Annotated in this window: 23 protein-coding genes; 8 read left to right on the top strand and 15 right to left on the bottom strand. The window is 42.9% G+C overall.

Annotated elements, in window-relative coordinates; translation table 11 throughout:
* Nucleotides 1-5 precede the first annotated feature (5 nt).
* From IEY48_RS04005 to gmk, 14 genes are all read right to left on the bottom strand, one after another.
* A complete protein-coding gene (locus IEY48_RS04005; RefSeq protein WP_160051926.1) occupies nucleotides 6-260 on the bottom strand; it encodes a phosphopantetheine-binding protein in 255 nt (84 codons plus the stop codon).
* Entirely contained in the window at nucleotides 260-1,120 is an 861-nt protein-coding gene (locus tag IEY48_RS04000; RefSeq protein ID WP_188917504.1) for a lysophospholipid acyltransferase family protein, read from the bottom strand. The genes IEY48_RS04005 and IEY48_RS04000 overlap by 1 nt, the downstream gene beginning before the upstream one ends.
* Complete coding sequence (locus tag IEY48_RS03995; protein ID WP_188917502.1) at nucleotides 1,113-1,844, bottom strand: beta-ketoacyl synthase chain length factor; 732 nt, start codon at nucleotides 1,842-1,844, stop codon at nucleotides 1,113-1,115. Before IEY48_RS03995 ends, IEY48_RS04000 begins: the two co-directional genes overlap by 8 nt.
* A 240-nt stretch (nucleotides 1,845-2,084) precedes the next feature.
* Nucleotides 2,085-2,975: a DUF3014 domain-containing protein gene (locus tag IEY48_RS03990; protein ID WP_188917500.1), complete on the bottom strand. Its 891-nt coding sequence runs from the start codon at nucleotides 2,973-2,975 to the stop codon at nucleotides 2,085-2,087.
* Between the two features lie 150 nt (nucleotides 2,976-3,125).
* Complete coding sequence (gene recG / locus IEY48_RS03985) at nucleotides 3,126-5,201, bottom strand: ATP-dependent DNA helicase RecG (protein WP_188917498.1); 2,076 nt, start codon at nucleotides 5,199-5,201, stop codon at nucleotides 3,126-3,128.
* Between the two features lie 132 nt (nucleotides 5,202-5,333).
* Entirely contained in the window at nucleotides 5,334-5,933 is a 600-nt protein-coding gene (locus tag IEY48_RS03980) for a response regulator transcription factor (protein WP_188917496.1), read from the bottom strand.
* Nucleotides 5,930-7,021, bottom strand: coding sequence for a histidine kinase (locus tag IEY48_RS03975; protein ID WP_188917493.1), 1,092 nt, complete (start codon nucleotides 7,019-7,021; stop codon nucleotides 5,930-5,932). The genes IEY48_RS03980 and IEY48_RS03975 overlap by 4 nt, the downstream gene beginning before the upstream one ends.
* 64 nt (nucleotides 7,022-7,085) lie before the next feature.
* A complete protein-coding gene (locus IEY48_RS03970) occupies nucleotides 7,086-7,766 on the bottom strand; it encodes a tetratricopeptide repeat protein (RefSeq protein WP_188917491.1) in 681 nt (226 codons plus the stop codon).
* 177 nt (nucleotides 7,767-7,943) lie between these two features.
* Nucleotides 7,944-8,873 (bottom strand): calcium/sodium antiporter, encoded by a 930-nt coding sequence (locus tag IEY48_RS03965; protein ID WP_188917490.1) that lies wholly within the window; start codon nucleotides 8,871-8,873, stop codon nucleotides 7,944-7,946.
* A gap of 141 nt (nucleotides 8,874-9,014) precedes the next feature.
* Complete coding sequence (locus IEY48_RS03960) at nucleotides 9,015-10,670, bottom strand: AMP-binding protein (protein ID WP_188917488.1); 1,656 nt, start codon at nucleotides 10,668-10,670, stop codon at nucleotides 9,015-9,017.
* A gap of 245 nt (nucleotides 10,671-10,915) precedes the next feature.
* Nucleotides 10,916-11,299 (bottom strand): deaminase RidA, encoded by a 384-nt coding sequence (ridA, locus tag IEY48_RS03955; protein ID WP_188917486.1) that lies wholly within the window; start codon nucleotides 11,297-11,299, stop codon nucleotides 10,916-10,918.
* A gap of 28 nt (nucleotides 11,300-11,327) precedes the next feature.
* Nucleotides 11,328-13,436, bottom strand: coding sequence for a bifunctional GTP diphosphokinase/guanosine-3',5'-bis pyrophosphate 3'-pyrophosphohydrolase (gene spoT, locus IEY48_RS03950; protein ID WP_188917484.1), 2,109 nt, complete (start codon nucleotides 13,434-13,436; stop codon nucleotides 11,328-11,330).
* Nucleotides 13,437-13,449: 13 nt separating this feature from the next.
* The gene (gene rpoZ / locus IEY48_RS03945) at nucleotides 13,450-13,728 is read right to left on the bottom strand and encodes a DNA-directed RNA polymerase subunit omega (protein ID WP_160051914.1); all 279 of its coding nucleotides are present in this window, start codon (nucleotides 13,726-13,728) and stop codon (nucleotides 13,450-13,452) included.
* Nucleotides 13,729-13,788: 60 nt separating this feature from the next.
* The gene (gene gmk / locus IEY48_RS03940; RefSeq protein WP_188917482.1) at nucleotides 13,789-14,412 is read right to left on the bottom strand and encodes a guanylate kinase; all 624 of its coding nucleotides are present in this window, start codon (nucleotides 14,410-14,412) and stop codon (nucleotides 13,789-13,791) included.
* Nucleotides 14,413-14,785: 373 nt separating this feature from the next.
* Between gmk and IEY48_RS03935 the strand changes: the two genes are divergently transcribed.
* From IEY48_RS03935 to yjjG, 3 genes are read left to right on the top strand one after another with little or no spacing between them, the layout of a single operon-like run.
* A complete protein-coding gene (locus IEY48_RS03935; RefSeq protein ID WP_188917480.1) occupies nucleotides 14,786-16,069 on the top strand; it encodes a DUF805 domain-containing protein in 1,284 nt (427 codons plus the stop codon).
* Nucleotides 16,070-16,093: 24 nt separating this feature from the next.
* The gene (locus IEY48_RS03930) at nucleotides 16,094-17,161 is read left to right on the top strand and encodes a phosphotransferase enzyme family protein (protein ID WP_188917478.1); all 1,068 of its coding nucleotides are present in this window, start codon (nucleotides 16,094-16,096) and stop codon (nucleotides 17,159-17,161) included.
* 40 nt (nucleotides 17,162-17,201) lie between these two features.
* A complete protein-coding gene (gene yjjG, locus IEY48_RS03925; protein ID WP_188917476.1) occupies nucleotides 17,202-17,894 on the top strand; it encodes a pyrimidine 5'-nucleotidase in 693 nt (230 codons plus the stop codon).
* Nucleotides 17,895-17,966: 72 nt separating this feature from the next.
* On the opposite strand, the gene IEY48_RS03920 is transcribed toward yjjG, so the two are convergent.
* Complete coding sequence (locus IEY48_RS03920; RefSeq protein ID WP_188917474.1) at nucleotides 17,967-20,561, bottom strand: penicillin-binding protein 1A; 2,595 nt, start codon at nucleotides 20,559-20,561, stop codon at nucleotides 17,967-17,969.
* 185 nt (nucleotides 20,562-20,746) lie between these two features.
* On the opposite strand from IEY48_RS03920, the gene IEY48_RS03915 reads away from it, so the two are divergent.
* Genes IEY48_RS03915 through IEY48_RS03895 form a run of 5 tightly spaced genes read left to right on the top strand, consistent with a single transcriptional unit; the run spans nucleotide 20,747 to nucleotide 25,600 of the window.
* Nucleotides 20,747-21,826 carry a pilus assembly protein PilM gene (locus tag IEY48_RS03915; RefSeq protein ID WP_188917472.1) on the top strand — a complete coding sequence of 360 codons (1,080 nt, stop codon included), beginning with the start codon at nucleotides 20,747-20,749 and terminating at the stop codon, nucleotides 21,824-21,826.
* Nucleotides 21,814-22,398, top strand: a complete 585-nt coding sequence (locus tag IEY48_RS03910) for a PilN domain-containing protein (protein ID WP_188917470.1) — start codon at nucleotides 21,814-21,816, stop codon at nucleotides 22,396-22,398. Before IEY48_RS03915 ends, IEY48_RS03910 begins: the two co-directional genes overlap by 13 nt.
* Complete coding sequence (locus tag IEY48_RS03905; RefSeq protein ID WP_188917468.1) at nucleotides 22,395-23,012, top strand: type IV pilus inner membrane component PilO; 618 nt, start codon at nucleotides 22,395-22,397, stop codon at nucleotides 23,010-23,012. Before IEY48_RS03910 ends, IEY48_RS03905 begins: the two co-directional genes overlap by 4 nt.
* Entirely contained in the window at nucleotides 23,012-23,530 is a 519-nt protein-coding gene (locus IEY48_RS03900) for a pilus assembly protein PilP (protein ID WP_188917466.1), read from the top strand. The genes IEY48_RS03905 and IEY48_RS03900 overlap by 1 nt, the downstream gene beginning before the upstream one ends.
* A gap of 21 nt (nucleotides 23,531-23,551) precedes the next feature.
* A complete protein-coding gene (locus IEY48_RS03895; RefSeq protein ID WP_188917464.1) occupies nucleotides 23,552-25,600 on the top strand; it encodes a type IV pilus secretin PilQ in 2,049 nt (682 codons plus the stop codon).
* The last annotated feature ends 175 nt before the right edge of the window (nucleotides 25,601-25,775 follow it).

Below are 25,775 nucleotides of genomic sequence, written 5' to 3'. Positions count from 1 at the left end.
GGCTCCTAAACACGTTGTGATTCAATAAAGCTAGCCAGGCTAGCCACACTGAAAAAGTGTGCTTTGGTTGCGTCTGAATTGGCTTCAATTTTGACGTCGAATTCTTTTTTGATAGCAAGACCCAGTTCTAGCGCATCTATAGAATCTAAACCTAGGCCTTCACCAAATAGTGCGGCATCTGTATCGATATCATCAATGGTGACATCTTCTAGGTCTAAGCTGTCAATGATCAGCTGTTTAATTTGATTGTGTAAGTTCATTATTTTCGTTTCTTATCAGTATGGCTATCAATAGGGATTGATAGGCTGTTTAAATAAAACTGTTGTAAATCTCGGGTGAGTTGCCGAGCCATTTTTGCTTCGTTACCTTGGGTAATCTCATCGTCATGGTGCAGTACGCTATCGGCAATTTCAACCGACATGTTGATGGTTTGCCGTGGTATTTGGTACCAAGACTCTTGTTTAGTTAAGCCCGCTACATCAGTGCGAAGTACCACTGGTAAAATATCACTTTGAGTACGGATGGCAATATTAGCCGCCCCGCGCGCAAATGGGTTGATGACATTGCCAACCAGTGTGCGGGTGCCCTCAGGAAAAATCACTAAGTTTGTGGCGTTATTTAACACTTGCTTACAATCTTGCAGTAGTAGGTTGGCGCTGCGATTGGGGATATAGCCCACGCTAGATAACACCCCACGAATAAACGGATTACGCCATAAGCTTTGTTTTACAATGCAGCCCGCATTTGGCATTAGGCTAATGAGTACCACGACATCCACCAGGGTTGGGTGGTTGGCAATCACAATATGGCCTTGAGCTTGTTGTAATAAATGCAGATTTTTGGTGCTGACATTAATCACACCCACTGCGGTTAACATGGCAACAAAACCTTTAAACATTAGACTCACGGTTCGTTGCACTCGTGCTGTGCGCGCTTGTTTAGTGCCCGGCCAATAACGTAATACTGGCAGTATGGTTAATGAACTGAGCAAACCGCCAAGACCAAACACCATGTAACACATTGCGCCACCTATCCACCGCGGGATATACCTAAACCCAGTTAATTTTGGGGCTAAGCTTTGTTGAGAGGAAAAGGGGGCTGACGGCTGCGAATTAATCATGATGCTCAACAGACCAATACCAATGACATAAACACCCCTGGATGTTTTTACCTGTGGCGATGTGGTGAATTAATTGGCTAAAGCTGATGTTATCTAGATTTTGGCCTGAGATTGGGCGGTCGGATACGCTTAAGGTGACTCTTGCATTCACATCACTATTGGCAGGTGCTAGGTATAAACCTAAGGCGATGGGCAGTTCAACTTCGTGGGTAAACTCACTGTAAACAGGCGGTACAGGGTCATCGCCAAACACCATCAATAATGGGCTAGGGTCTTGCGCCAGTTGCGCGTAAGCTTCAATTAATGCTTGGGGGAGGGTCTGCTCACCTGCAGCGATGGATGTTGAAGCGGCTGTATTATGAGTCACGATGCCGAAAATACCACTGGCTGTGTTGTGTACTGATTGGCTAAAAGCCATAGGCGAAAGCGGCTGTTGTTCGGTGATATCTTTTAGTAGCCCAAGGGTACGGGTCAGCTCGCCATGTCGTGATGAAAAAATGCTGCGAGTTTGCGACGCGACCTGGCATTCGTGCGCTGCCATTAACATCATTTTGGTGAGGCGACTAAAGCGGCGGCGTTGCATTGCTGGGATGTGCGATAAGGCAGGCGTTGCTTGGCTAGCAGACACACTTGTGTTTGGCTGTTGCCAATGTTGCCAGCTTTCAATGGTTTGAAAGTCTGGAGACCATGCGCCCCATGAGAGAAGTTGAAATGTTAAGTGCACTACTTTGCCTCTATAACTGCCTAGCTATCCTTATCTAAGTGTTAAAAAATAATCATCTATTTGCTGACTATTCGTTAACGGCGGTAATTGTACACCTAACAGGGGTTGTTTAAGAAGTCACGCAAAAGAAAAAACGATTTTTTAGATTATTTACTCAACAATATCGACTCAAAACATCAGTAAAAAAAGCGCGGCTGGTTAACCACGCTATTTAAGGTATTTAGAATATAAGTTAAATGATTACTGTGTTGGAAAGTTGGCCTGAAGTTTTTTAACCGCAGCTTTTATTTTGCGGGTGTTTTCAGGTCCCATACGAATTAGCAATTTTTGCGCGTTAGGTAAGGCTTCTAAATTAGGATCCGCAAATTGGTAATTGACACTGAAATAAGACAGTTCAATCGGGTCTTCGATAATCGGCGCATTTGCCACCATAGTAAAGACGGATTGCATGCGTTTATCAAAATCGACATCGCTATAACCTAACTCAGCGAAAGCCTCTGCAAATAGAGGTTTAAGCTCTGTGTAGGTTGTGACTAAATCTTTCTCATTTAAGCCAGCAACAAAGTCTGCATACAAATCGTAACGATGGTAGCTGTCAGGATTTAAGAAGGTTTTATTGGTGATTTCGCTAACCGAAAACGCAGTTTCAGGGCCTTTTAACGGACTCGCCTTACGCACCAACTCGCCTTGCGCTAGGTTGTCGACAAACACCACAAATTGACGGGCAATGTCTTTTTTCAAAATCATTGGCGCAATGTTCATTCCGTTAGCGATGGCTAAGGTTTTGGTTTCAACAAAGTCGTCTGATTCTGTTAGCGCGGGTAATGGCTCAGCGGCAACGGTTTCGTTGTTTGTTTCAGGTTCGCCAGTCGGCACAACATCATCGATATTTGATTCGATTTGTTGTGGTTCTTCAATCGGAGCCTGTTCAATAGGTGCTGCCGGTAGCGGCTCAGGAAGTTCAACTGGGGCCATGACGGCTGGTTCAAACTCTTCGCGCTCATCACTGGTAAAATAAAAATAGCTACTTGCAGCTAATAGAGCGATCACCGCGATGGCGATAAAGGCAATATTGCTACCTGACTTTTCATCAGATTGAGGGCTGATTCTGTCTTCTTCATTAACTTGCATTTCAATTCCTTGGCGTGTTTGCTAGCGATATAAATATCTAGATGGAGTCGAAAAATACTGCATGGTCGTTATACCATTTTGCAATATTCAACAGCGTTGTCTAGTGATAACTGATGATCATCTACAAAAATTCATTTTATGCTCAAGCTTTTAGGCTTGGACATACTGTTGGCGGTCTCCTAGCCATCGTTCAATGATAGCGTCGATGTTTTGCGGTGCCTGTTGGTTGATGTGCACTGCCAATTTTTGAGTCGGGGCGATGAGGTGCTGATCGCGAATTAAGTCGGCAATTTTAAGGTCAGCTAAACCGGTTTGTTTTGTGCCAAGCACTTCACCTGGTCCTCTGATTTCAAGATCTTTTTGTGCAATAACAAAACCGTCATTGCTGTCTCTCAACACTCCCAAGCGTTTGGTTGCCGTTTGCGATAGTGGCGCCTTGTATAGCAACACACAATGGCTGGCTACTGCGCCACGACCCACTCGACCTCGTAGCTGATGTAATTGGGCAAGCCCTAGTCGCTCTGGATTTTCAATAATCATTAAACTGGCATTGGGCACATCAACGCCGACTTCTATGACGGTAGTGGCCACCAATAAGTTCAACTCGCCTGATTTAAACTGTGCCATGATGGCTTGCTTTTCAGCACTTTTCATCCGGCCATGGACCAAACCGATTTTTAATTCGGGCAGTGCGACACTCAGTTCTGCTGCAGTGTCTTCTGCAGCCTGGCATTCTAATACTTCAGATTCTTCAATTAAGGTGCACACCCAATAAGCCTGACGGTTATCGTTTATGGCGGCATGCCTGACTCGTTCAATGATTTGCTGCCGACGCGTATCGGCAATGGCTACTGTGGTAACAGGCGTTCGCCCCGGTGGGAGTTCATCAATAATCGAGGTGTCGAGATCGGCATAGGCTGTCATCGCGAGTGTGCGCGGTATTGGGGTGGCCGTCATAATCAGTTGATGTGGATGAAACCCCTGACTAATGCCTTTTTCACGCAAACCTAGACGCTGATGTACCCCAAAACGGTGTTGTTCATCAATGATGATTAACGCCAGTTTGTTAAAGACCACGGCTTGTTGAAAAATGGCATGAGTGCCAATCACCATTTGTGCTGCGCCAGATGCAATGTCTTCAAGTGATTGCGCTCTGGCTTTGCCTTTTAGTTTACCGGCTAACCAGCCGACTTTTAGGCCTAAAGGTTCAAACCATGTGGCAAAATTAGCCGCGTGTTGCTCCGCTAGTAATTCCGTTGGCGCCATCATCGCCACTTGATAGCCATTTTCAATAGCTTGCAGTGCAGCAAGTGCTGCCACTAGGGTTTTACCTGAGCCTACATCGCCCTGCACAAGGCGCATCATTGGTATGGGGTGTTGTAAATCTTGGTTGATTTCAGCGACTACACGCTGTTGCGCACCCGTTGGCGAAAAGGGCAGTTGAGCCAAAAATGGCTGTAATAATTGCCTCGTTGTTGGCATAGCAACGGCCGCATCTTGATTGCTACGCTGACGTAATTGCAACATGCTGAGGTTATGGGCCAGAAGCTCTTCTTGTATTAACCGTTGTTGAGCGGGGTGTTGCCCTTGCTCTAACTCATAGGGTGACACAGAATTTGCTGGACGGTGCAGAGTATGCAGCGCATCGCGCAGGCTTATATTATTAGGCTGCAAATTGGCCGGGAGTAATTCAGGTAATCCGCCTTGGTCTAGCATGGCCAATGCTTGTTCAGTTAAGCGTATCCAACTGGCTTGTTTTAGGCCTTCTGTTGTGGGGTAAATCGGCGTGAGAGTGTCACTTAAGTTGACGGTTTCACCTGGGTGAATGATTTGGTATTCAGGGTGAATGATTTCTTTGTGATGATTACCGCGTCTTATTTCGCCATAAGCCCGAATAATGGCACCGTTTTCCATGCCATTTCGTTGCGCCATCGAAAAGTTAAAAAAGCGCAGGCTCATGATGCCGCTTTGGTCGCGGACATTACACACTAACATGCGACGCTTACCCTGCATGATTTGAGTCGATTGAATTTCAGCTTCTATGGTGCCGTAACTCGCTGGAGGTAAAGCGGCAATGGGATAAATTTGCGTGCGGTCTTCGTAGCGCAGCGGTAAATGAAACAACACATCTTGTACTGTTTTAATCCCAAGCTTAGCCAGTTTTTCAGCGACCTTTTTGGCAACGCCTTTAAGGTCTGTGATTGGAACTTGATCCAGTCGTAGCAAATTGCGTGCACCTAAAATTGATAATTAAAAAGTAAAAACAACAGTGATTTCAATCGGCCCCAATTAATCACTGTAATTATATACAGATGTTTAGGTTATCTTAGCAGAGTTTACCCACAAGGCAATATGCTATTACAGCCAGCCCTTTTGCTTGGCGATTCTCGCTGCATCAATACGATTACTTGCACTGAGTTTATTGATGGCTTCAGATAAATAGTTGCGCACCGTGCCTTCGGCGATAAACAATTTTCCGGCAATATCTGCGGTAGATAATCCTTCACTGGCTAGGCGTAATGCACGGCGCTCTTTATCATTAAGCGGGTCAATTTCACCAATGGCACTAAATGCTAACTCTGGGTCGATAACCCGTTTGCCAGCCATCACTTGTTTTATGGTGCTGATAAGTTCATCTGATGGAGCGTCTTTCAATAAAAAACCACTGACACCATATTCTAAAGCTCGTTTTATGTAACCCGCACGTCCAAAGGTGGTGAGGACTATAACCTTGGTTGAACTGGCTTGTTGTTGCAACCATTGGCTGAGTTCTAAACCTGACTTACCGGGCATTTCGATGTCGGTTAATAATAAGTCATAGTGCTGTGATTTGAGCATTTTTAAGGCGCTGTCGCCGTCTTCTACTTCGGTAATCTGCATGTCATCGTCGGTGAGGGTCAAAAGGGCTGCGAGTGCACCGCGGACCATTGCTTGATCTTCTGCTAATAAAATATTCATGTCGGCTCTGTCAGTGGCAAGGTGATGGTGACAATAAACTGTGGGCTAAACTGGTATTGCACATCGGCATGCAATAACGCCGCACGCTCTCTAATACCTTTTAGACCGTTACCCTCAGTTAAGGCTTTTATTGAAGTATTTTCAATATATTGCAGCTGTAATTGGTTATCTATGGTTTGGATTGCCACCTTACAGTGGTCAGTTTTGCTGTGTTTAAGGGTGTTATTCACCAGCTCGGTTAACATAAGACACAATTGTGATTCCGCAAGATTATTTAATTTTGGCCATTGCCCTTCAATGGTGACCGCAATGGATTTGTCTCGCAACATTTGGCTTAGCGTATGAGTAGTTTGGCTTATGCCCTGGTGTTTGTAATCGGTCACGGTATGACGTATTTGGCTCAAACAGTCACGAGTTATTTGGCTGACTTGGTTAATTTGCAGTTGTGCTTGTTCGGTTTTACCTGCGCTAATAAGCTTATCTGCTAGTTCCGCTTTTAATGCAATTGAAGCTAAGTGATGGCCCATAACATCATGTAAGTCGCGGGCAATACGTTCGCGTTCCAGCGAGGTGGCAAGTTGAGTGATTTCGTCATTAGATTGCTGCTGCTGACGTTTTATTTGTTGGCGCTTTCGTTCAATAACACCAAATACCCCAACACCCAAACAGATCCCCATGCCGTAAAAAGTAAAATAATAGCCAGAGTAACCTACCCAAAGGTTTATGGTTAACAGGAGAATACTAATACCAATAAAGCTCAATATCGCGGTTCTAAGTGAGTAGAAAAAGCCGATAAAGAAGCAACAAAAGCTAAAAAGTGAAATTGCGCCACTGGTTAACCACCCCGCTGCAATCGCGATGATTAACATGAACAAAATGGGTTTGTAGGCGTGTTCTGTTGAGTTGTTATAGGCCCAAAAGTAGCCAATAACAAAAGGGATTAACAAGGCCAAGGCTAAGGTTATTTTTAACCATTGACCATCCATAAAAAACAGTGGGATAAAATAAAAACCTAAGTTTATAAGATAAACCCATGCGGTTTTTTGTTCGTAACTTTTTTCATTATTAGGTGATAAGCAAGATGTCATTGTGCCTCCCAGCGCAGTTAATCATAGAGTAACTGCGCGTTAACTCAAGAAAAAGCAAAAGGCATTACTGTTTTACAGCCTGTTGGCTAGATAAAAATATAGCCCAGCCGTAGTGTGGATCTATGTCTATTGCTGCTTGCCAGTCTTCCAATGCACCGGTTAAATCACCTTGCTCCTGTTTGGCAAGTCCTCGCCATGTATAGGCTTCAGCATGCCCCCAACAAATGGTGTCGCAAGGTAGGTCGTAAAGCGTAATAGCTTGGCTTGCGAAGGATTGGGCTTTTTCTAGTCCGCCGCCAAATACGCTCGGGGTGTAAAATGCATTGATTGCTTTGACTAAACTGACTCTTGGGTTGTTGGGCTCTAGCTCTGTGGCTTGTTGTAATAGTGCGGCAGTTTTCATACCGTACTCAGCACCTTTGTTGTTATCTAACGCGATTTGCATGCCATATACTGCTGCTAACAGTGCTTGTGAGTCTGCAGTTGCTTGTGCACTGAGTAAGTTTTCTAGGGTACTTTGGGCCTGGTTTAACGAATCGGCAGTCTGTTTGCGTTGACCGCTAATGTTAGCGGTGATGGCTAATCGATAAAATGCGTAGGCTTGCTCATAGTCATTGGTGTGTTGGCTATATTGCGCTAGTTGACTTATGTTCATGGTGTTAGCTGCGTCATCAATATCCTTGATATCAGCAAAACTGTGGGGGCTGACTAAACTAAGGCTAGTGATTAATAGTAGTGTTTTCATGGCTATCTCCTTATTGCCCACCCTGTGTGGGAATAACCTTAGTATGGAGAAAACCCGATTTGATTATCAGACACAAAGGTCACCCAAATAAGGTGACAAATGTCATTTTGTTTTGCTAATAAATAAGGCCAACATTGCTGTTGGCCTTATTTTATTTGCTCAAAATAAGTGAGTTGATTACACCACTTGCATGACCAAATAGCTGGTATAACCTAGGTATCCCGCAAGTAACACGCCGCCTTCACGGCGACCAATGCGTAAGCCACTCCAGGCAAATGGCAAAACCATAATGGCAAAAATCAACATGGCGATAAAATCGACCTCATTAAACCCTGCTGCTGACACCGGATGGATTAAAGCGGTTGCACCTAAAATGCCCAGCACATTGAATATGTTTGAGCCTACAACATTACCAATCGCGATGTCACTTTGACCTTTTAATGCGGCCATCACCGAGGTGACCAGTTCAGGCATACTGGTGCCAATAGCCACAATCGTTAAGCCGATAATCACTTCGCTTATGCCAAATTGTTTCGCTAAATCAACAGCGCCATCGACAAACAAAATTCCGCCACCCACTAACATGGCTATCCCTACCGCAATCAGTAGTACTGACAACAGTGGTTTTTGTGGTGTGGCATCAATGTCTAACGCTTCGGGATTATTTTTTGAGCTGACATAACTAAAACCTAAATAACCAAGCAATAGGCTAAATAAAATAGCGCCATCAATAAAGCTGACATCGCCGTCGAGTAATAAGAACCACACTAAAACTGATGCCGCGATCATGATGGGAATATCACGTTTAACCATTTGTGATTGCACAGTAATCGGACGGATAAGTGCGGTTATGGCTAAGATAAGCCCAACGTTAACGATGTTAGAGCCCACCACGTTACCCAGCGCAATACCCGGGTTACCTGCAAGTGCTGATTTTACGCTGACCGCGAGTTCAGGGGCGCTGGTACCAAATGCGACAATGGTTAATCCAATAATAAGTGGAGCAATACCTAAACGAAGCGCAACCGCACTTGCACCGTGCACTAATGCTTCAGCGCCAAAGGTTAATATGATAAAACCGCCAATAATCGATAACGCAATGAACATGATTGTTTCTGCCTTGTAAAGTTAAGCTGTACCACATTAGCACTGCCTAATTGTGCGCGTATATTGACAGAATATGTCAAAAAAATACACGCTATTTAGCGTGTATTTTTTTCGGGTCAGATTAAAAATATCTGTTGCAAATTACAACTCATCTTCCCAGCGAATTTTAGCACCGCGAACACCTTCAACTTTAGCGCTAAAGGCTTTCTCAAGCACGTGGCGTTTAATTTTAAGTGTTGGCGTGAGCACATCATTTTCGATGTTCCAATCTTCATTTACAACGACAATAGCATCAACATGTTCGTGTGACTCTAAATGCGGGTTAACGCTGTCTAGAGTTTCTTTTAATGATGATCTGACTTCTTCGCGTGGTTGCAGTTTAGAGCCTTCAGATAATTGAACCAGTGCGATAGGATGCGGTAAACCGGATCCAATAACACAAATCAGTTCTACGTGTGAGTCCTGAGCTAATCGACGTTCAATGGGCACTGGTGCAACATATTTACCTTTAGAGGTTTTGAAGTTGTCTTTTACTCGGCCAGTAATTTCAATGTAGCCATCTTCGTCGATTTCACACAAATCACCGGTATAGAAAAAGCCATCTTCTGCAAATGCGGCTTTAGTGGCTTCTTCTTGTAGGTAATAGCCTTGCATTAATCCTGGGCTTTTCACTAACAACTCACCTTGTTCACTTTTACGTACAAGGCTACCTTCAACAGGGCGACCGACAGTGCCAATTTTATTGGGATTAAATGGATAGTTGATAATCGAATATGCACTGTTTTCTGTCATACCCCATGCTTCACAAATATCAATTCCGACAGAGTTGTACCATTGTATTAATGACGGCGGGATAGGCGCCGAACCTGATCCGTTTAAGCGAGACTGGTCTAAACCCAAACCTTTTTTAATTTTGCTTTTAACAATACTGCTAATAATAGGCAGCTTAAGTAAGTTTTTAAGTTTTTTCTCACCAATTTTATTAATAATATTAAGCTGGAATACTGTCCATAAGCGCGGTACAGAGAAAAATACCGTCGGACGGCAGCGTTGAATGTCGTCGACAAATGAATCTAGGCTTTCAACAAAGGCAACAGTAGAGCCTGAATAATATGATGAGCCTTCAATGGCAACACGTTCAGTAATGTGAGCAAGCGGTAAATAAGATAACAGACGGTCGGCGGTGTTGGTTTTTAAATCGCGTACCACGGCTTCACATGCCCAGCCATAACTGGCGAAGGTTTGAATGGCACCTTTAGGTTTGCCCGTCGAGCCAGAAGTATAAATAAGGGTCATCACCTGGTCGGTGGTTGGAAATGGTGCATCAACTAATGGCAGACCCAGTGTTAGCAATTGTTCCCAGTGATATTGTGCTGGCATGGTGTCGTACGGCATGGCTAAACGAAGAATGTCGCCCCCAACAGCGGCCTCTTGTTCTGCCCAATGATCAAGTTTGCCGCTAAAAATAGCTTTGACACCGCTGTGCTCAACCACATACCGAATGGTTTCAGCATTGGCTGTGGGATAGATAGGTACACTAATGTAGCCGCCGTACATTAAGGCTAAATCGACAATAAACCACTCGGCGCAGTTTTTAGACAATACGGCAACCTTGTCGCCTGGCGCTAGGCCTAAGTGACGAAGTGAGCCGGCAATTTGTTGCATTTTTTGCTGGACTTCGCGCCATGTGAAATCCACATATTTGCCGCCAATTGGCTGGCGAAGGTAAACTTTGTCACCTTGAGTTTCTACCCAATGAGACAACATCTCCACGGGAGTTTTAATTAAATTTTCCATCGACGCTTCCATGTTCTTTATTGTTATTGTGGATTTTATAGTTGAGTAAAACACCAACTTAGTATGGCCATTTTTGTGCATTGGCGCAAACAATTTGCACATTATGCGTGCAAGGTCACACTAGGATAAGTTAACAGAATTTGTTGAATAAACAATAAGAGTCGAGCAAATGCTCTATGAAATGGAAGTGAAAAATAATAAAAAAGGCACCCAAGGTGCCTTTATCGAATCTTTAACATTGGCGGTTAAATTTCCATTATGCCGTCCATTTCAACCAGTGAGCCTTTAGGCAGCTCTTTGACACCAATCGCTGCGCGAGCGGGGTAAGGTTGTTGAAAGTAACGACTCATAATTTCGTTTACAGTAGCAAAGTGAGATAAGTCAGTTAAAAAGATATTTAATTTAACGATATCACTCATTGTGCCGCCAGCCGCTTCGCACACAGCGGTTAGGTTTTCGAACACCTGCACAACTTGCTCTGAAAAATCATCGCTTATCATGGTCATTGTTTTTGGGTCTAATGGAATTTGACCAGATAGATAAACGGTACTGCCCACTTTAACGGCTTGCGAATAAGTGCCAATTGCTTGTGGGGCTTTGTCGGTTGCGATAATGATCTTTTCAGCCATTTGGGTACTCTCTTATAATTAGCAGTAATTAACGGTTACGCGATGTGCGCAATACTTCAGGTAACACACGGATCCGGCGCATAACGTTGGCTAGATGGACACGATCTTTAACTGAAATACGTAAATTAATCAAATACACACGGCCATCTCGTTCTTCTGTGCTGAGGTTGTGAATATTCGAACCTGCAGAGGCAATAATAGAAGTGATTTTAGCTAATGCACCATGGTGGTTAACAATTTCAACCCGCAAGTTAGCTTGGTATTCAGCACCCTCAACGTTATCCCAATGCACTGAAATGTACTTGTCTGGCTCGCCTTGATAACCACGAATATTGGCACAGCTTTCCATGTGAACCACTAGGCCTTTACCTGGGCTGACATGGGCGATGACCGCATCACCAGGGATAGGGCGACAGCAGTTAGCGTAAGTCACTAACATGCCTTCAGCACCACGAATTGGCATTTGTGGTTTTTCTTTGGTGTGATCTTGCGAGTCAAACTGCTCGCCAACCAAGCGTTGGGCAATCACAATGCTCATGGCGTTGCCTAAGCCAATATCGGCCAGCAACGAGTCAAGCGAAGTGTGCTTGGTTTCTTTAATCACTTTTTCGAGCAATTCTGGTGGAATGGTTTCTAGCTTAGTATCACCTAACGCATGGTTTAATAAGCGCTTACCGAGTGCGATGGCGTTATCACCTTTGAGACTCTTTAACACCTGGCGAATTTTACCGCGTGCCTTACCTGTAACCACAAAATTGAGCCATGCAGCGTTGGGTCTTGCACCTTTAGCGGTAATAATTTCAACCGTTTGCCCAGAAATAAGCGGTTGGCTTAATGGGTATGCTTGACGATTAACGCGTGCACCAACGCATGAGTTACCCACATCGGTGTGAACTTCATAGGCAAAGTCGACTGCGGTAGAGTTAACAGGTAGCTCTAAAATGCGGCCTTCTGGTGTAAATACGTAGATTTCTTCTGGGAATAATTCGGTTTTAACATTTTCAACAAACTCAAATGAGCTACTTGCACTTTGCTGAAGTTCAAGCAAGCTTTGCATCCACTTGTGGGCGCGAACTTGAGTCGTATTTTGTTTAGCTGCATCGGTGCTATTTTTGTACATCCAATGCGCAGCAACCCCTTTGTCTGCCATTTGATCCATTTCTTCGGTGCGAATTTGCACTTCAACAGGCACAGCATGTGGACCAAATAAAGAGGTGTGCAGAGATTGATAACCATTGGCTTTGGGAATGGCGATATAATCTTTGAAGCGACCAGGGCGAGGTTTATATAAGCCATGCATCGCACCAAGCACTCGATAACTGGTGTCTATGGAGTCAACAATAATTCTAAACGCGTAGATGTCCATCACTTCTTGAAACTGAAGCTCTTTGCTGCGCATTTTACAGTAAATAGAATAGAGGTTTTTTTCACGGCCTTTGACTTTTGCTGGAATGCCAGCTTCTTCAAGGCGAGACTCAATTGCTGATTCAATACTGTTTATTAACTCTTTGCGATTGCCTCGTGCGGCTTTAACAACTTCTCGTATCACTCTATGTCGCATAGGGTAATAGGCTTGAAAACCTAAGTCTTCAAGTTCGATTTTAATGTTGTGAATACCTAATCGATTGGCAATTGGCGCATAAATTTCTAAGGTTTCGCGAGCAATACGACGACGCTTGTCTGGGCGAAGTGCCCCAAGTGTACGCATATTGTGAGTACGGTCAGCCAATTTAATGAGAATTACTCGAATATCTTGAGTCATTGCCATCATCATTTTGCGGAAGTTTTCCGCTTGGGCTTCTTTTTTGTCGCGAAACTTAATTTTGTCTAGCTTAGAGACACCTTCGACTAATTCCGCAACCGTAATACCAAACAGCTCGGTGAGCTCTTCTTTGGTGACGGGAGTGTCTTCAATGGTGTCATGGAGCAGGGCAGCCATAAGCGACTCGTGATCGAGTCGCATGTCCGCCAAGATGCGGCTTACCGCAACGGGGTGGGTAATGTAAGGCTCGCCACTTGTGCGCATTTGCCCTTCGTGGGCATCACGCGCAACCAAATAGGCCTGCTTGAGTAATTCGACTTGCTCCGGCTCTAAATAGCTGGACGCTGACTCTTTTAGACCTTCAAACAGATACAAGTGGCGCTACTCCTTAAACTACGCGGCCTTCTGCAATAGCTGCAACAGCTGCGATTTCAGCTGCTTCACGTTCACGCACAGTTTGGCGTTCGTCAGCATCTAATGTGTTTGAGGTGACTAAACCAAGCTCGATTTCGCGCAATGCGATAACCGTTGGCTTGTCGTTCATCTCCTCAACCATAGGATCTTTACCTTGCACGGCGATTTGGCGTGCGCGACGCGCTGCAACCAGGATCATATCAAAACGGTTGCCGATTTTGTTTACGGCGTCTTCTACAGTTACGCGAGCCATGTGTTGAAACTCCAGTGTTATCTATGGGAAAAAATGACGCAAAATTGTACACTATGACAATTAATCTGCCAAGAGATCAATAAGCATACCATTGTGGGTATACTGCTGACTAGCACAGGTTAGCCTTTGGCTACGAATAATTGCATTTAAGTCGGTCAGAGCCGTATCAAAATCATCATTTACAATCACAAATTCATATTGTGCATAATGTGACATTTCAGATACCGCTTGTGCCATACGCGAATCAATGACTTGTTGGCTGTCTTGGCCTCGACCAGTTAATCGACGCTCAAGCTCTGCTTTTGATGGCGGTAAAATAAATACTCCAACAGCATAAGGCATGAGTTTTTTGACTTGCTCACCACCTTGCCAGTCGATATCTAAAAATACATCGATACCTTTTGCTAGCGTTTGCTCTATTACGGTTTTTGATGTGCCGTAATAATTACCAAATACTTCAGCCCATTCAATAAATGCATCTTGTGCGATTAGTGCTTTAAATTGCTCAACATCAACAAAATGATAATGTTGGCCGTCAACTTCACCCGGGCGAGGTTGGCGAGTGGTATGCGATACAGAAACCTGTTTATCGCTGGGTTTATCTTTTAACAGTGCCGAGATAAGAGAAGATTTACCTGCGCCGCTAGGGGCTGACACAATAAAAAGATTTCCACGAGTGCTCATAAATTGGGTTTCTCATTGGTTATTCATTAAGAAAGCTTAATATTATACTCGTTAACAGTAAGGTTATGCTAGCGCTATAAGTACACAGATAAACTGCGCTCAAGCTCGTTAATTACGGCTCAATTTGATATGGGTACTAGGGCATTATTTCGATAAAATAATTGCTTAACACACCCATAGGGTCTGGCTTTATAAGATAAATTCTGTAGGCTTTGCGCTATTGTGCTCAATGGTGTTTTTTTGTTATTAATTTTGCGGGTAGATTGACATCCCTTAGAGCGTATTTGTCACAAATTTTAAGTTTAACCATCAGTATTGGATTGTATTGAATAAACCCAGCTAAATAAACGTAAACCAATTATAGGAATGTTTGATGTTAGTAAAAACCCTGCTGTGCCGCGAAGGTCGTGACACAGGTTTAAGGTTAATGGCCATCGTATTTGCTGCTTTTGCTTTGTTGAGTATTGCGGCTTTGGTGTTTCCTGCAAGTATCATCATTTTAATCGCCACGGTTGTGTCGCTACCTATTGTTGGTTTATCGGCAATGCGCCGCTTACATGATGCGAATAAAACCATTACATTTGTGCTCGTTTGTTTATTGCCTGTACTTATTTTTGGTGTCGCGGCTTATTTTGAGGCGCCACTTGGCGCGTTAGCTGGTGTGTTTTTATTTGGGTTGGCTTGCGGCGGCTATTTAAGCTTTTTACCTGCGAAAAATCCTATTCAATATGCTCTAGGATATTATGGGCCTCATCGGGTAATGAATAGCGCACAAAGCGCGATGCATCGACGCCAAGACCCGGTGATGCAAGGTCAAGCGGTTAGCGTGTCTGTTACAGAGAATCCATTTGTTAATCAGGAGGCTCAGCCACAAACGGTACAAAATGACGCTGACACAGCAGATGTGGCTTATCAAGCGGTTAACACTGATGTTGAACCTACCCAGAGCCCAAAGCATGATGAGCCCTATGTCACTCAGCAGTTTGACACTGATAACGAACATGACACTGCTAACAGCACATTTTCCGCTAAGCGTGAGCGTAATAACCAACCCTTATATGTTGATCAAGATGCATTACAGTCAGGTTCGATAACTGAACTTGCCAAATCTTGGGTTAATGTGGCTAAGTTGCATCAACAAAAATTGTTGTTAGCTGGCAAAATTTTGGCCGCTGTTTTTGTGCTTGGATTGCTGATTTATCTGGTGATGGCGTTAATTAATGCATTTTCAAGCTCAGAAGATTCAGATGTCGAGGCAGAAATGAGCCAAGGTGTGATTGAACCCGTTAATATGAGCAGACAGATGGTTAAATTACCTGATGGCTTTTGGTTAGCCTTAGAAGGCGACGTGCTTATTTTACGTTGGTTAGGTGATACTGGTGATGCGCAAAACCTGTGGCGACTAGCCAGTGCAGTTGGCGATAAAACCTGTGCCGAGCTTGAGTTTAATGATGGTAGTCAATTTAGACCCATGACTGTCGATTTACTTGCCGATGGTGCCACTGAGGCCAAGTTTACCCCGCTGGATAAATATGTGATGGTGAACAACATTGCTTTGCGGGGCGATTTTAAATTGTGTGGTTATAAGTTTAGCTTAAAAGGCAGCCAGGCAGCGCTAATGAAAAATCCACAGTTTGAAACATTGCTAAGCCAATAATATTGGTGCAAATGGAGCATGTGATTGATTGAATTTATTAAACAAACTGTGTTGCCGCAGTTTGGTATTCATTGCGCTAATGCGTCAATTAGTACTTTGGGTAATGGGCATATTAACCAGACATTTTTAGTGACCGATGGCGCTAAAAAAATCGTCTTACAACAAATAAATACCCAGATATTTACTCAGCCTCATCTGGTGGTTAGCAATGCAGCTCGTATTAGCCAGCATTTAACCGCAAAGCACCAGCAGCAATACTATTCGCTACAAGTTGTTAGCCCAGTGGCTACTGTGGCAGGCGATTTATATGTCGATCTTAAAGAGCAAGGTTTTTGGCGTGCTATCGATTATTTAGAGCATAGCCATACGATTGAGTTAGTCACACAAACTGAACAAGCTGAAGTTGCCGCTTATGCCTTTGGTCATTTTGCTGCCGCACTCAGCGATATGCCATCAACAAACATTGATGATGTTATTACCAACTTTTTAAATCTGCCTGAGCGGATGCAGCAATTAACCGATGCGGTGAATGATGATGCTTATTCAAGGCTTAACACTTGCCAGGAATGGGCTACGTTTGCATTGTCACAAACCGCATTGCTCACTCAATTAGCTGAGTTTGAACGCTTATTACCACGACGAATTTGTCATAACGATACCAAAATCAACAATATGCTGTTTGATAAGCGCGATATGTCTAGTATGGCGATTATTGATTTAGATACCTGTATGGCGGGTTATTTGATGTATGACTTTGGTGATATGGTCCGGGCCTTTTGCTCGCCAGAGCCCGAAGATTCAACACATTTAGCTGAGGTGTATGCTCGCCCACAAATCATTTCAACGGCGACGATGGCGTATGTTGATTCCCTTGAAGGGATCATTACGCCACTTGAAAAGCAAAGTTTATGGTTAGGTATAAAAGCCATGACGTTAATGCTTGGGGTGCGATTTTTAACAGATTATTTAAAGGGTGATGGTTATTTTTCAATTAAATACCCGTTACATAATCTAGACCGAGCAAAAAATCAGTTAACTATTTATCAAAGTCTACTTAAACAAGAGCCGCAATTAATCAAGTTATTTGATTAAAAGAAAACCGTGCTTAGTTTTAACATTTAAGGTTGTTAGGATGTCTAATTTAGTCAGTAAATATAAATGGATTTTATTTGATGCCGATGAAACATTATTTCATTTTGATGCTTTTGCTGGCTTAAAGTTAATGTTCTCACGTTTTAACGTGGAGTTTAGTCTCGACGATTTTGCAGCTTACCAACAAGTTAATAAACCACTTTGGGTGGATTATCAAAATGGTTTAATCAATGCCGCTCATTTACAACATACGCGTTTTACCCATTGGGCCAATAAATTATCTGTTACACCTCAGCATTTAAACAGTCAGTTTTTAGCCGCTATGGGCGATATTTGTCAGCCTTTACCGGGTGCGCGTGAGCTCGTTGACTCTTTAAGCGGTAAGGTTAACTTAGGGATCATTACCAATGGTTTTACTGAGCTGCAAAGTATTCGTTTAAGTCGCACGGGGTTTAAAGATGCATTTAGTCCGGTCGTGATTTCAGAACAACTTGGTAAAGCAAAGCCTGATGTGGCTATCTTTAATCATGCTTTTAGCTTGATGGGGGAGCCAGAAAAGCACCAGGTGTTAATGGTTGGCGATAACCTTCACTCTGATATTTTAGGTGGTATTAATGCCGGCATTGATACTTGCTGGTTAAATCATCATGGGGCCGCGGTGAGTGACGATATCTCACCGAGTTATCAGGTTAGTAACTTAACAGAGTTACAGCAATTACTCCTACTAAGCTAACCCGTCATATTCGCACACTGCAGTGACAAAAAAGCCATTCGACTGAATGGCTTTTTATTTGATTCAAATAAGTTATTGGAATAAGTCTTCGGCAGCATTGTCGATAAAGATATCGCCACTTTGCTGTGTTTCTGTGACGTATTCTTTAGGTTCAGTACCTTCAACAAAATATTCAAATGCTGTCGTATGATCTGTCTTACGGGTTAATTTCCCTGTCGCTAAATCAATCCGAGCAGATACAATGCCTTGTGGCGGAATAACAGGATGTTCTGGCTTGCCCGCTAATGCTTTATTCATAAAGTCATTCCAACCGGGCCCCGCCGTTTTTGCACCCGCTTCAGCCCCTGATATTTGGTCTGGTTCGCCGTTTGCCATCCAGCTAGAGCGACCTAATTGACGACCATGATCATCAAAGCCGACCCAAAATGTAGAGGTGAGTGTTGGATTAAAGCCACTAAACCAAGTGTCTCGAGACTCGTTTGTGGTACCCGTTTTACCTGCTATATCATGACGCTTAATGAGTTTAGCTGCACGCCAAGCTGTACCGTTCCAGCCAGTGCCTTTGCTCCAATCACCGCCGCCCCAAATTACACTTTTGAGAGCCTCGGTGATAAGAAACGCTGTTTGCTCAGAAATAATCTGCTTAGCGAATCGTGCGTCAGGGTTACTACAGATATTATCTTCAGCGGTGAGCTGCGTGGTTTGGGTTTCGACATCATAATTAGGTTCAACGGCATCGTCTTGTTCAATGACTGGCTGTGACAGTTCATCTGCCATGGCGGCAAATGGGTCATCAACATCGCTAAATGTCTGCGTTGTATCTTGTGGTTTATTACAAGCAATAGCAGGGATAGTTTGCTCAATCAAATTGTCATAACCGTCAGTGACATGATCGATAAAGTAAGGCTCAACTAAATAACCGCCATTTGCAAAGACGTTAAATGCCGTAGCCACTTGTAACGGTGTTACCGAAGGCGAACCTAATGCCAGTGATTCATTGCGTGGTAGATCATTAGGGTCAAAGCCAAATTTAACCAGCTCTTTAATGGTGTTATCTAACCCAGCATGACGCATAGCGCGTACCGACATCACGTTAATCGATTGAGCTAACCCAACACGTAAACGCGTTGGGCCACCATAAATGTCAGGTGAATTTTTAGGGCGCCATGCTGTGCCCTGACGTGTATCGGGTTTATTAATTGGCGCATTGTTAATTAATGTCGCTAAGGTGTAATCTTTTTCAAGCGCTGCGGCATAAATGAATGGCTTAATGTTAGAGCCTAACTGACGTTTAGCCTGGGTGACACGGTTAAACTGGCTTTGACTAAAGCTAAAGCCACCGACTAAGGTTCTAATGGCGCCATCATGGGGCTCAAGTGACACGGTTGCACTTGATACCAATGGTATTTGCGACAACTGCCAATATTTGCCGTTATCACGGATCCAAACTTGTTGTCCCGCGGTGAGAATGTCGCTGGCTTGTTTTGGAGGTAAGCCTTGACGCTTGTCGCTAATAAATTTACGTGCCCACTTCAGGCCTTTCCATTCCAGTGTAATCAGTTTACCTTCAGCGTCGAGCACTTGAGCTTGTTGCTCGCTCACGCTCATTACCGCTGCTGGGATGATGCCTTGCATAGGTGAAGTGCGTTTGAGCGTGGTGATGATTTCATCGTGAGTTAATGGCGTCTCTGTCCATAACTCCTTCACGGGGCCACGATAACCATGGCGTTGGTCGTAGGCAAATACATTGTCACGTAAAGACTCTTGAGCCATTAGCTGCAGATCAGATGAAATGGTGGTGTAAACGTTAAAGCCATTGGTGTACGCTGCTTCTTCACCGTATTTTTGGATCATGTAGTCGCGTGCCATTTCAGAAATATAAGGTGCGTACAAATCGATTTCCGCCCCATGATATTTGGCGGTAGAAGGGCTGCTGATGGCTTCTTCGTACTCGGCTTGTGTAATGTTACGCTTTTCAAGCATGCGGCTTAATACCCAGTTACGGCGGGCGATAGCGCGTTCTTGGTTACGAATTGGGTTAGCGGCAGAGGGCGCTTGAGGTAAACCGGCAATCATTGCCATTTCTGGGAGCGACAATTGATTTAACTCTTTGCCGTAATACACTTGCGCGGCTGCACCCACGCCATATGCACGGTTTCCTAAAAACGAACGGTTTAAATAGAGCGCTAAGATTTCTTTTTTAGACAGTGCCTTTTCAATTTTTAATGCTAAAAAGATTTCTTTTACTTTACGAATATAGGTCTTTTCATTTGATAAAAAGAAACCTCGGGCAACCTGTTGAGTAATAGTACTCGCACCCTGGCTTTTTTTACCTGTGGTGATCAAAATGGTTGCTGCGCGAATAATACCAATGGGGTCGATGCCTCTGTGTTCAAAGAAACGTGCATCTTCGGTGTCGAGTACGGCATTGATCAATTGCACCGGCACATCATCGTATTCCACAGGAATACGACGTTTTTCACCAAATTGTGAGATAAGTTTGCCGTCTTGGCTGTATATGCGAAGCGGGGTTTGTAATTGAACCGTTTTTAATGAATTAACATCAGGTAAGTCTGGCAATACATAAAAGTATGCTGCTGCAATGGCGGCGACACCTAAAAGTGATAGGCTAAAAAAGGCGATTAATAAACGTTTAAACCACTTCACTCGATAATTCCAAAAAACAAAAATAGTGGCGTTAGTATATAAGCCGAAGAGTTTTTGGTGAAGTAAAACATGATTAAGTTAAAATAGTATTTGTAAAATGCAGAAACATTTTATACAAATACTTATAACGAGTTGATTATGTGCTAATCTCTTATAAAATAATAATAGAATTGTGATGACGGACTATGCTTTCTAAACTGTGGAAGCGGCAAGCACCTCAGATGGTTGGGATTGATATCGGGTCTCATGAAATAAAAGCCATTTTGTTGAGCAAGACTGCTGATGGATATAAAATTCAAAATCATGCATCAGTTCCTGTTAAGAAGGGAGCTGTAGTCGATCATGATATTCGAGATTCTGAAGCTGTAATGGAATCATTGCGACAGATTAAGCGCATTTTGCCTAAATCGGTAAAGTTTGCTGCTGTTGCTGTTTCCGGCTCAGCCGTTATGACCAAAGTCATCTATATGGATGCGGCATTAAACGAAGAAGAGATGGAGGCTCAGATTGAAATCGAAGCTGACAACCTCATTCCTTATTCGTTAGATGAAGTTAGCATCGATTTTGAGCGACTCAGCCCTAATATTACCGACCCCACTAAAGTTGATGTATTACTCAGCGCATGCCGCAGTGAAAACATTGATTCTCGCGTTGATGCGTTAGATGCCGTCGAGCTGGATGTTAAAGTCGTTGATGTTGAAGCGTATGCGTTAGGCCGCTCAGCTGAATTGATTTACGGCCAGTTACCTGAAGGCGCTAAAGAAAAATCAATTGCCATGGTCGATATTGGTGCGAACATGACCACATTTTCTGTTGTCGAAAAAGGTGAGACCACCTTTATTAGAGAGCAAGCTTTTGGTGGTGAATTGTTTACCCAATCTATTTTGTCATTTTACGGCATGCCGCATGACGAAGCTGAGCGCGCAAAAGTCACCAATCAACTGCCTCGAAATTATATGTTTGAGGTATTGTCACCGTTTCAAACTCAATTATTACAACAAATAAAGCGTACTCTTCAAATTTACTGTACTGCAAGTGGTCGTGAAAAAGTTGACTACATCGTACTTTGCGGCGGCACGGCTAAATTAGAGGGAATGGCAGAGTTACTCACCAATGAGTTAGGTGCTCACACCATTGTCGCCGATCCTTTCCAAGGCTGTTTACACGCAGATGACACCATGAAAAGCCAACTTCAACCCACTATGAGTAAGTATATGGTGGCATGTGGTCTTGCGTTGAGGAGTTATGCTCAATGGCGAACATAAACCTTTTACCATGGCGTGAAGAGTCAAGAGAAAAACAAAAACGCGATTACATCGGTATACTTGCGCTGGTTTTTTTAGTGACCTCTTTATTAGTTTATCTTTTTCTAAGCTTTTTAGAGTTAGTGACAGACGATCAGCGTCAACGTAATGCTTATCTTGATTCAGAAATTGCTTTGTTAAACACGCAAATTGCTGAAATTAGAAAAATTACTGAGCGTAAAAAAGACATTGAGCGTCGCACTGAAATTATTCTTAATTTACAGCAATCGCGTAATTTGCCTACTCATGTATTAGATGAACTCGTCCGCATAGTGCCCCCAGGGATTTACCTTTCTAGTATTGAAAAGAAGGGCAGTATCTTATGGATTGAAGGGCGCAGTGAGTCGAATAACAACGTCGCCAATATGATGAGAAAAGTGAAAACATCGTCTTATTTGAATGATCCTAATATGCAGTCGATTGTGACGCAAAATGAAGAGTTAAGACAATTACAAAGCTTTAAGTTACGCGTGACCATTCGTGATGATTCACAATCAACCGCTGTCGATACCAGCCAAGGAGCGAGAAAATGAATCTCGACCTCGACCAATTCAATGATATCGATTTTGATAATATCGGTGGCTGGCCTAAGCTGGTTAAAATTGTGTTTGCCGCATTTTTATCTTTATGTGTTATTGGTGCAAGTTACTATTTGTTTATTTCAGATACCCTTGATGTCATGGAAGCTGAGCAGCAAAAAGAGATACAATTACGTGAAGATTTCGAAAATAAATATCGTTTAGCTGCAAACTTAAAACTGTACCGTGAGCAATTGGTGGTAATGGAAGCGCAGTTTGCTGAATTATTAAAAATGCTACCGTCTGAAAATGAAATGCCGGGTCTGTTAGATGACTTAACATTTGTCGCAACGGATGCTGGACTTCGTATTAATAGCCTAGATTGGGACGACGAAATTGAGCGAGATTTTTATATTGAGTTCCCAATAAAAATGGCTGTTCAAGGTGATTACCATAAAATAGGTAATATGGTAAGCGGTGTTGCTAAGTTACCACGAATAGTAAGCTTGCATGATTTTGTGATTAAGCGAAATGACGCTGGCGGATTATCAATGGATATTCTTGCAAAAACTTATCGCTTTAAAGAAGGTGCTGAGTTACCACCACAAGCAAATAAGGGGCAGAAATAATGAAATTACTTCCTCTTTTTGTGATTATGTCGTTTTTATTAACAGGTTGTATTGGCGATCGTAGCGATTTAGAGCTATTTGTTACTACTACTAAGGCGCAACATGTCGCACGTATACCGCCTTTAAAAGAAACGCCTAAGTTTGAACATTTTGCATATCAAGCAGAACTGATGCGTAGCCCTTTTGTTCCGCCTTCAAGGGAACTAACAGAAGAAGTCATCGATACGTCAAAGGACTGTTTACAACCAGACTTAAAACGTCGTAAAGGTCGCCTAGAGACTTATGCGCTCGACAATTTAAGAATGCGTGGAACACTGAGTGAAGACGGTACTATTTGGGCGTTAGTCGAATCAACTGATGCTAATGTATATCGTTTAGGTGTGGGTGAATATTTAGGGCTTTATCATGGCCGAATTGCAAAAGTTACGCCGCAATTTATCGAAATTATTGAATTAATCCCTGACGGTTCAGGTTGCTGGGCAGAAAGAGCTAGCAACTTAGAATTATCAGGAAAATAACGTGCGAAGGATGAGGGAATAATGGAATCTTCTGCCGCGATGAAAAAAGCAATAACAAACTCATCATTGTGTAAAGCGCTTATAAGCGCAGTTATGTTCGTGGCTTTAATGCCAAGTGCATTCGCTGCTAATCGCCTTATGGATGTAAAATATCATTCTGTTGTTGATCACCAACTAGAACTCGAACTTGTATTTGAGTCAGCAGTGACATCACCCACGGTTGATTTGTCTGCTGATCCTGCTGAGATTATGCTTAATTTTGCCGATACAATTTCAAACCTAAATAAAGGTGTGATACCGGTAGATCAAGTCGGCGTAGAGCAATTAACTGCGCAGCAACAGGGTGGCGATCTTCAAATTGTCGTTGCGTTAAATAATGTTAAGCCGTACCAAGGTAAAATTGTTGGTAACAGTTACCGCTTAACCATTAATGATGATGTTGCAGGTCCAGATCAAGCCAGTAACCCTTTTGTGAATGCCATTCAAAGTATCGATTTTCGTCGCAATAAAACTGGTGGTGGTGAAATATTATTTAATTTAAATAATCGCTCTGTTGCTGCAAACGTTGAACAAGTTGGTTCAAAGCTCGAAATCAAATTATATAATACTGACATTGGTAATGATTTATTGTACGTAATGGACGTACAAGATTTTGCTACCCCAGTTAATAGCTTTGAAACCTTTAAAGATGATTTAACAGCACGCATTATGGTTGATGTAGAGGGCAGCTATGATTACAACTACCGTCAAGACGGCGACGTATTTAAAGTCAGTGTTGATAAAGTAGAACGAGTGTCTGTGGCAAAAGAAGCTAAAAAATATAATGGTCGCTCATTATCATTAAACTTCCAGAATATTTCAGTGCGTACCGTTTTACAGATTATCGCTGATTATAATAATTTTAACTTAGTCACTAGTGATACCGTAGAAGGTGATATTACTTTACGTTTAGATGATGTGCCTTGGGACCAAGCTTTAGATTTAATTTTACAAACAAAAGGTCTTGATAAACGTATTGAAGGTAATATTTTAATGGTTGCGCCAAGTGAAGAGCTGGCTATCCGTGAAAGTAACGACCTTAAAAATAAACAAGAAGTAAAAGAATTAGCGCCGCTGTATTCTGAATACTTACAAATTAACTATGCAAAAGCCCTTGATATTGCCGAGTTACTGAAAACGCCAGAATCAACGTTATTATCTAACCGTGGTAGCGTTGCTGTTGATGAACGTACTAACACATTATTGGTTAAAGATACGGCTGACATTTTAGAAAACGTACATCGTTTAATTGAAGTGCTTGATATTCCAATCAAGCAAGTATTAATTGAAGCACGTATGGTGACAGTAAAAGATGACGTCAGTGAAGACATAGGTGTTCGCTGGGGTATCACTGACCAACAGGGTTCAGATGGCACATCGGGTACGCTTGAAGGTGCAAGTGATATTGCCGGTGGTACTATTCCAAGTCTAGACGACCGCTTAAATGTTAATTTACCGGCATCAGCGACCTCAGCTACTAGTATTGCTTTCCATGTTGCTAAGTTAGCCGATGGTACCGTGCTCGATTTTGAATTAAGTGCATTAGAGCAAGAAAACAAAGGTGAGATTATTGCCAGCCCACGTATTACCACTTCTAACCAAAAGTCTGCATACATTGAGCAAGGTGTTGAGATTCCTTATGTAGAATCAGCCTCTAGTGGTGCAACAACCGTAACCTTTAAGAAAGCAGTGTTATCTTTACGTGTTACGCCACAAATTACGCCTGATGACCGCGTTATCCTTGATCTTGAGATTACTCAAGATTCACAAGGTACAACCGTTGCAACAGCCACGGGTGAAGCGGTAGCGATTGATACGCAGCGTATTGGTACTCAGGTGTTAGTGAATAATGGAGAAACCATCGTACTGGGTGGTATTTATCAACAAAACCTTATCAGCAGTGTGAGTAAAGTGCCTGTTTTAGGTGATATTCCATTAGTGGGCTTCTTATTTAGAAACACATCTGACACCAATGAGCGTCAAGAGTTATTGATATTTGTAACACCTAAAATCGTAACTGAAAAACTGTAATATAGACAGGTACATCAGTAAAGATTGACCATAAAAAGCCAGCTTCAAAGCTTAATGCCGCTCGCTTAACAGTGAGCGGCTCTTTTCTTATGGGGGTAGCGTGGTGCTTTATATAGCACTTGTCTTGGAAATGGTTTCCGCTTTCTTTTTTTCGGTAGGATTAATCGCTTTCCGT

Origin of the sequence: Shewanella saliphila (genome assembly GCF_014648295.1) — a bacterium.
GTDB classification, from domain to species: domain Bacteria; phylum Pseudomonadota; class Gammaproteobacteria; order Enterobacterales; family Shewanellaceae; genus Shewanella; species Shewanella saliphila.
Note: the sequence above shows the minus strand (reverse complement) of the source record. Positions and strands in the feature narration are given on the sequence as shown.

What these genes read in the sequence shown, in the direction of transcription:
- IEY48_RS04005 (WP_160051926.1), bottom strand. Translation starts at nt 260, where the DNA reads ATGAACTTACACAATCAAATTAAACAGCTGATCATTGACAGCTTAGAC.
- IEY48_RS04000 (WP_188917504.1), bottom strand. Translation starts at nt 1,120, where the DNA reads ATGATTAATTCGCAGCCGTCAGCCCCCTTTTCCTCTCAACAAAGCTTA.
- IEY48_RS03990 (WP_188917500.1), bottom strand. Translation starts at nt 2,975, where the DNA reads ATGCAAGTTAATGAAGAAGACAGAATCAGCCCTCAATCTGATGAAAAG.
- IEY48_RS03980 (WP_188917496.1), bottom strand. Translation starts at nt 5,933, where the DNA reads ATGAATATTTTATTAGCAGAAGATCAAGCAATGGTCCGCGGTGCACTC.
- IEY48_RS03975 (WP_188917493.1), bottom strand. Translation starts at nt 7,021, where the DNA reads ATGACATCTTGCTTATCACCTAATAATGAAAAAAGTTACGAACAAAAA.
- IEY48_RS03970 (WP_188917491.1), bottom strand. Translation starts at nt 7,766, where the DNA reads ATGAAAACACTACTATTAATCACTAGCCTTAGTTTAGTCAGCCCCCAC.
- IEY48_RS03965 (WP_188917490.1), bottom strand. Translation starts at nt 8,873, where the DNA reads ATGTTCATTGCGTTATCGATTATTGGCGGTTTTATCATATTAACCTTT.
- IEY48_RS03960 (WP_188917488.1), bottom strand. Translation starts at nt 10,670, where the DNA reads ATGGAAAATTTAATTAAAACTCCCGTGGAGATGTTGTCTCATTGGGTA.
- ridA (WP_188917486.1), bottom strand. Translation starts at nt 11,299, where the DNA reads ATGGCTGAAAAGATCATTATCGCAACCGACAAAGCCCCACAAGCAATT.
- rpoZ (WP_160051914.1), bottom strand. Translation starts at nt 13,728, where the DNA reads ATGGCTCGCGTAACTGTAGAAGACGCCGTAAACAAAATCGGCAACCGT.
- gmk (WP_188917482.1), bottom strand. Translation starts at nt 14,412, where the DNA reads ATGAGCACTCGTGGAAATCTTTTTATTGTGTCAGCCCCTAGCGGCGCA.
- IEY48_RS03935 (WP_188917480.1), top strand. Translation starts at nt 14,786, where the DNA reads ATGTTAGTAAAAACCCTGCTGTGCCGCGAAGGTCGTGACACAGGTTTA.
- yjjG (WP_188917476.1), top strand. Translation starts at nt 17,202, where the DNA reads ATGTCTAATTTAGTCAGTAAATATAAATGGATTTTATTTGATGCCGAT.
- IEY48_RS03915 (WP_188917472.1), top strand. Translation starts at nt 20,747, where the DNA reads ATGCTTTCTAAACTGTGGAAGCGGCAAGCACCTCAGATGGTTGGGATT.
- IEY48_RS03910 (WP_188917470.1), top strand. Translation starts at nt 21,814, where the DNA reads ATGGCGAACATAAACCTTTTACCATGGCGTGAAGAGTCAAGAGAAAAA.
- IEY48_RS03905 (WP_188917468.1), top strand. Translation starts at nt 22,395, where the DNA reads ATGAATCTCGACCTCGACCAATTCAATGATATCGATTTTGATAATATC.
- IEY48_RS03900 (WP_188917466.1), top strand. Translation starts at nt 23,012, where the DNA reads ATGAAATTACTTCCTCTTTTTGTGATTATGTCGTTTTTATTAACAGGT.
- IEY48_RS03895 (WP_188917464.1), top strand. Translation starts at nt 23,552, where the DNA reads ATGGAATCTTCTGCCGCGATGAAAAAAGCAATAACAAACTCATCATTG.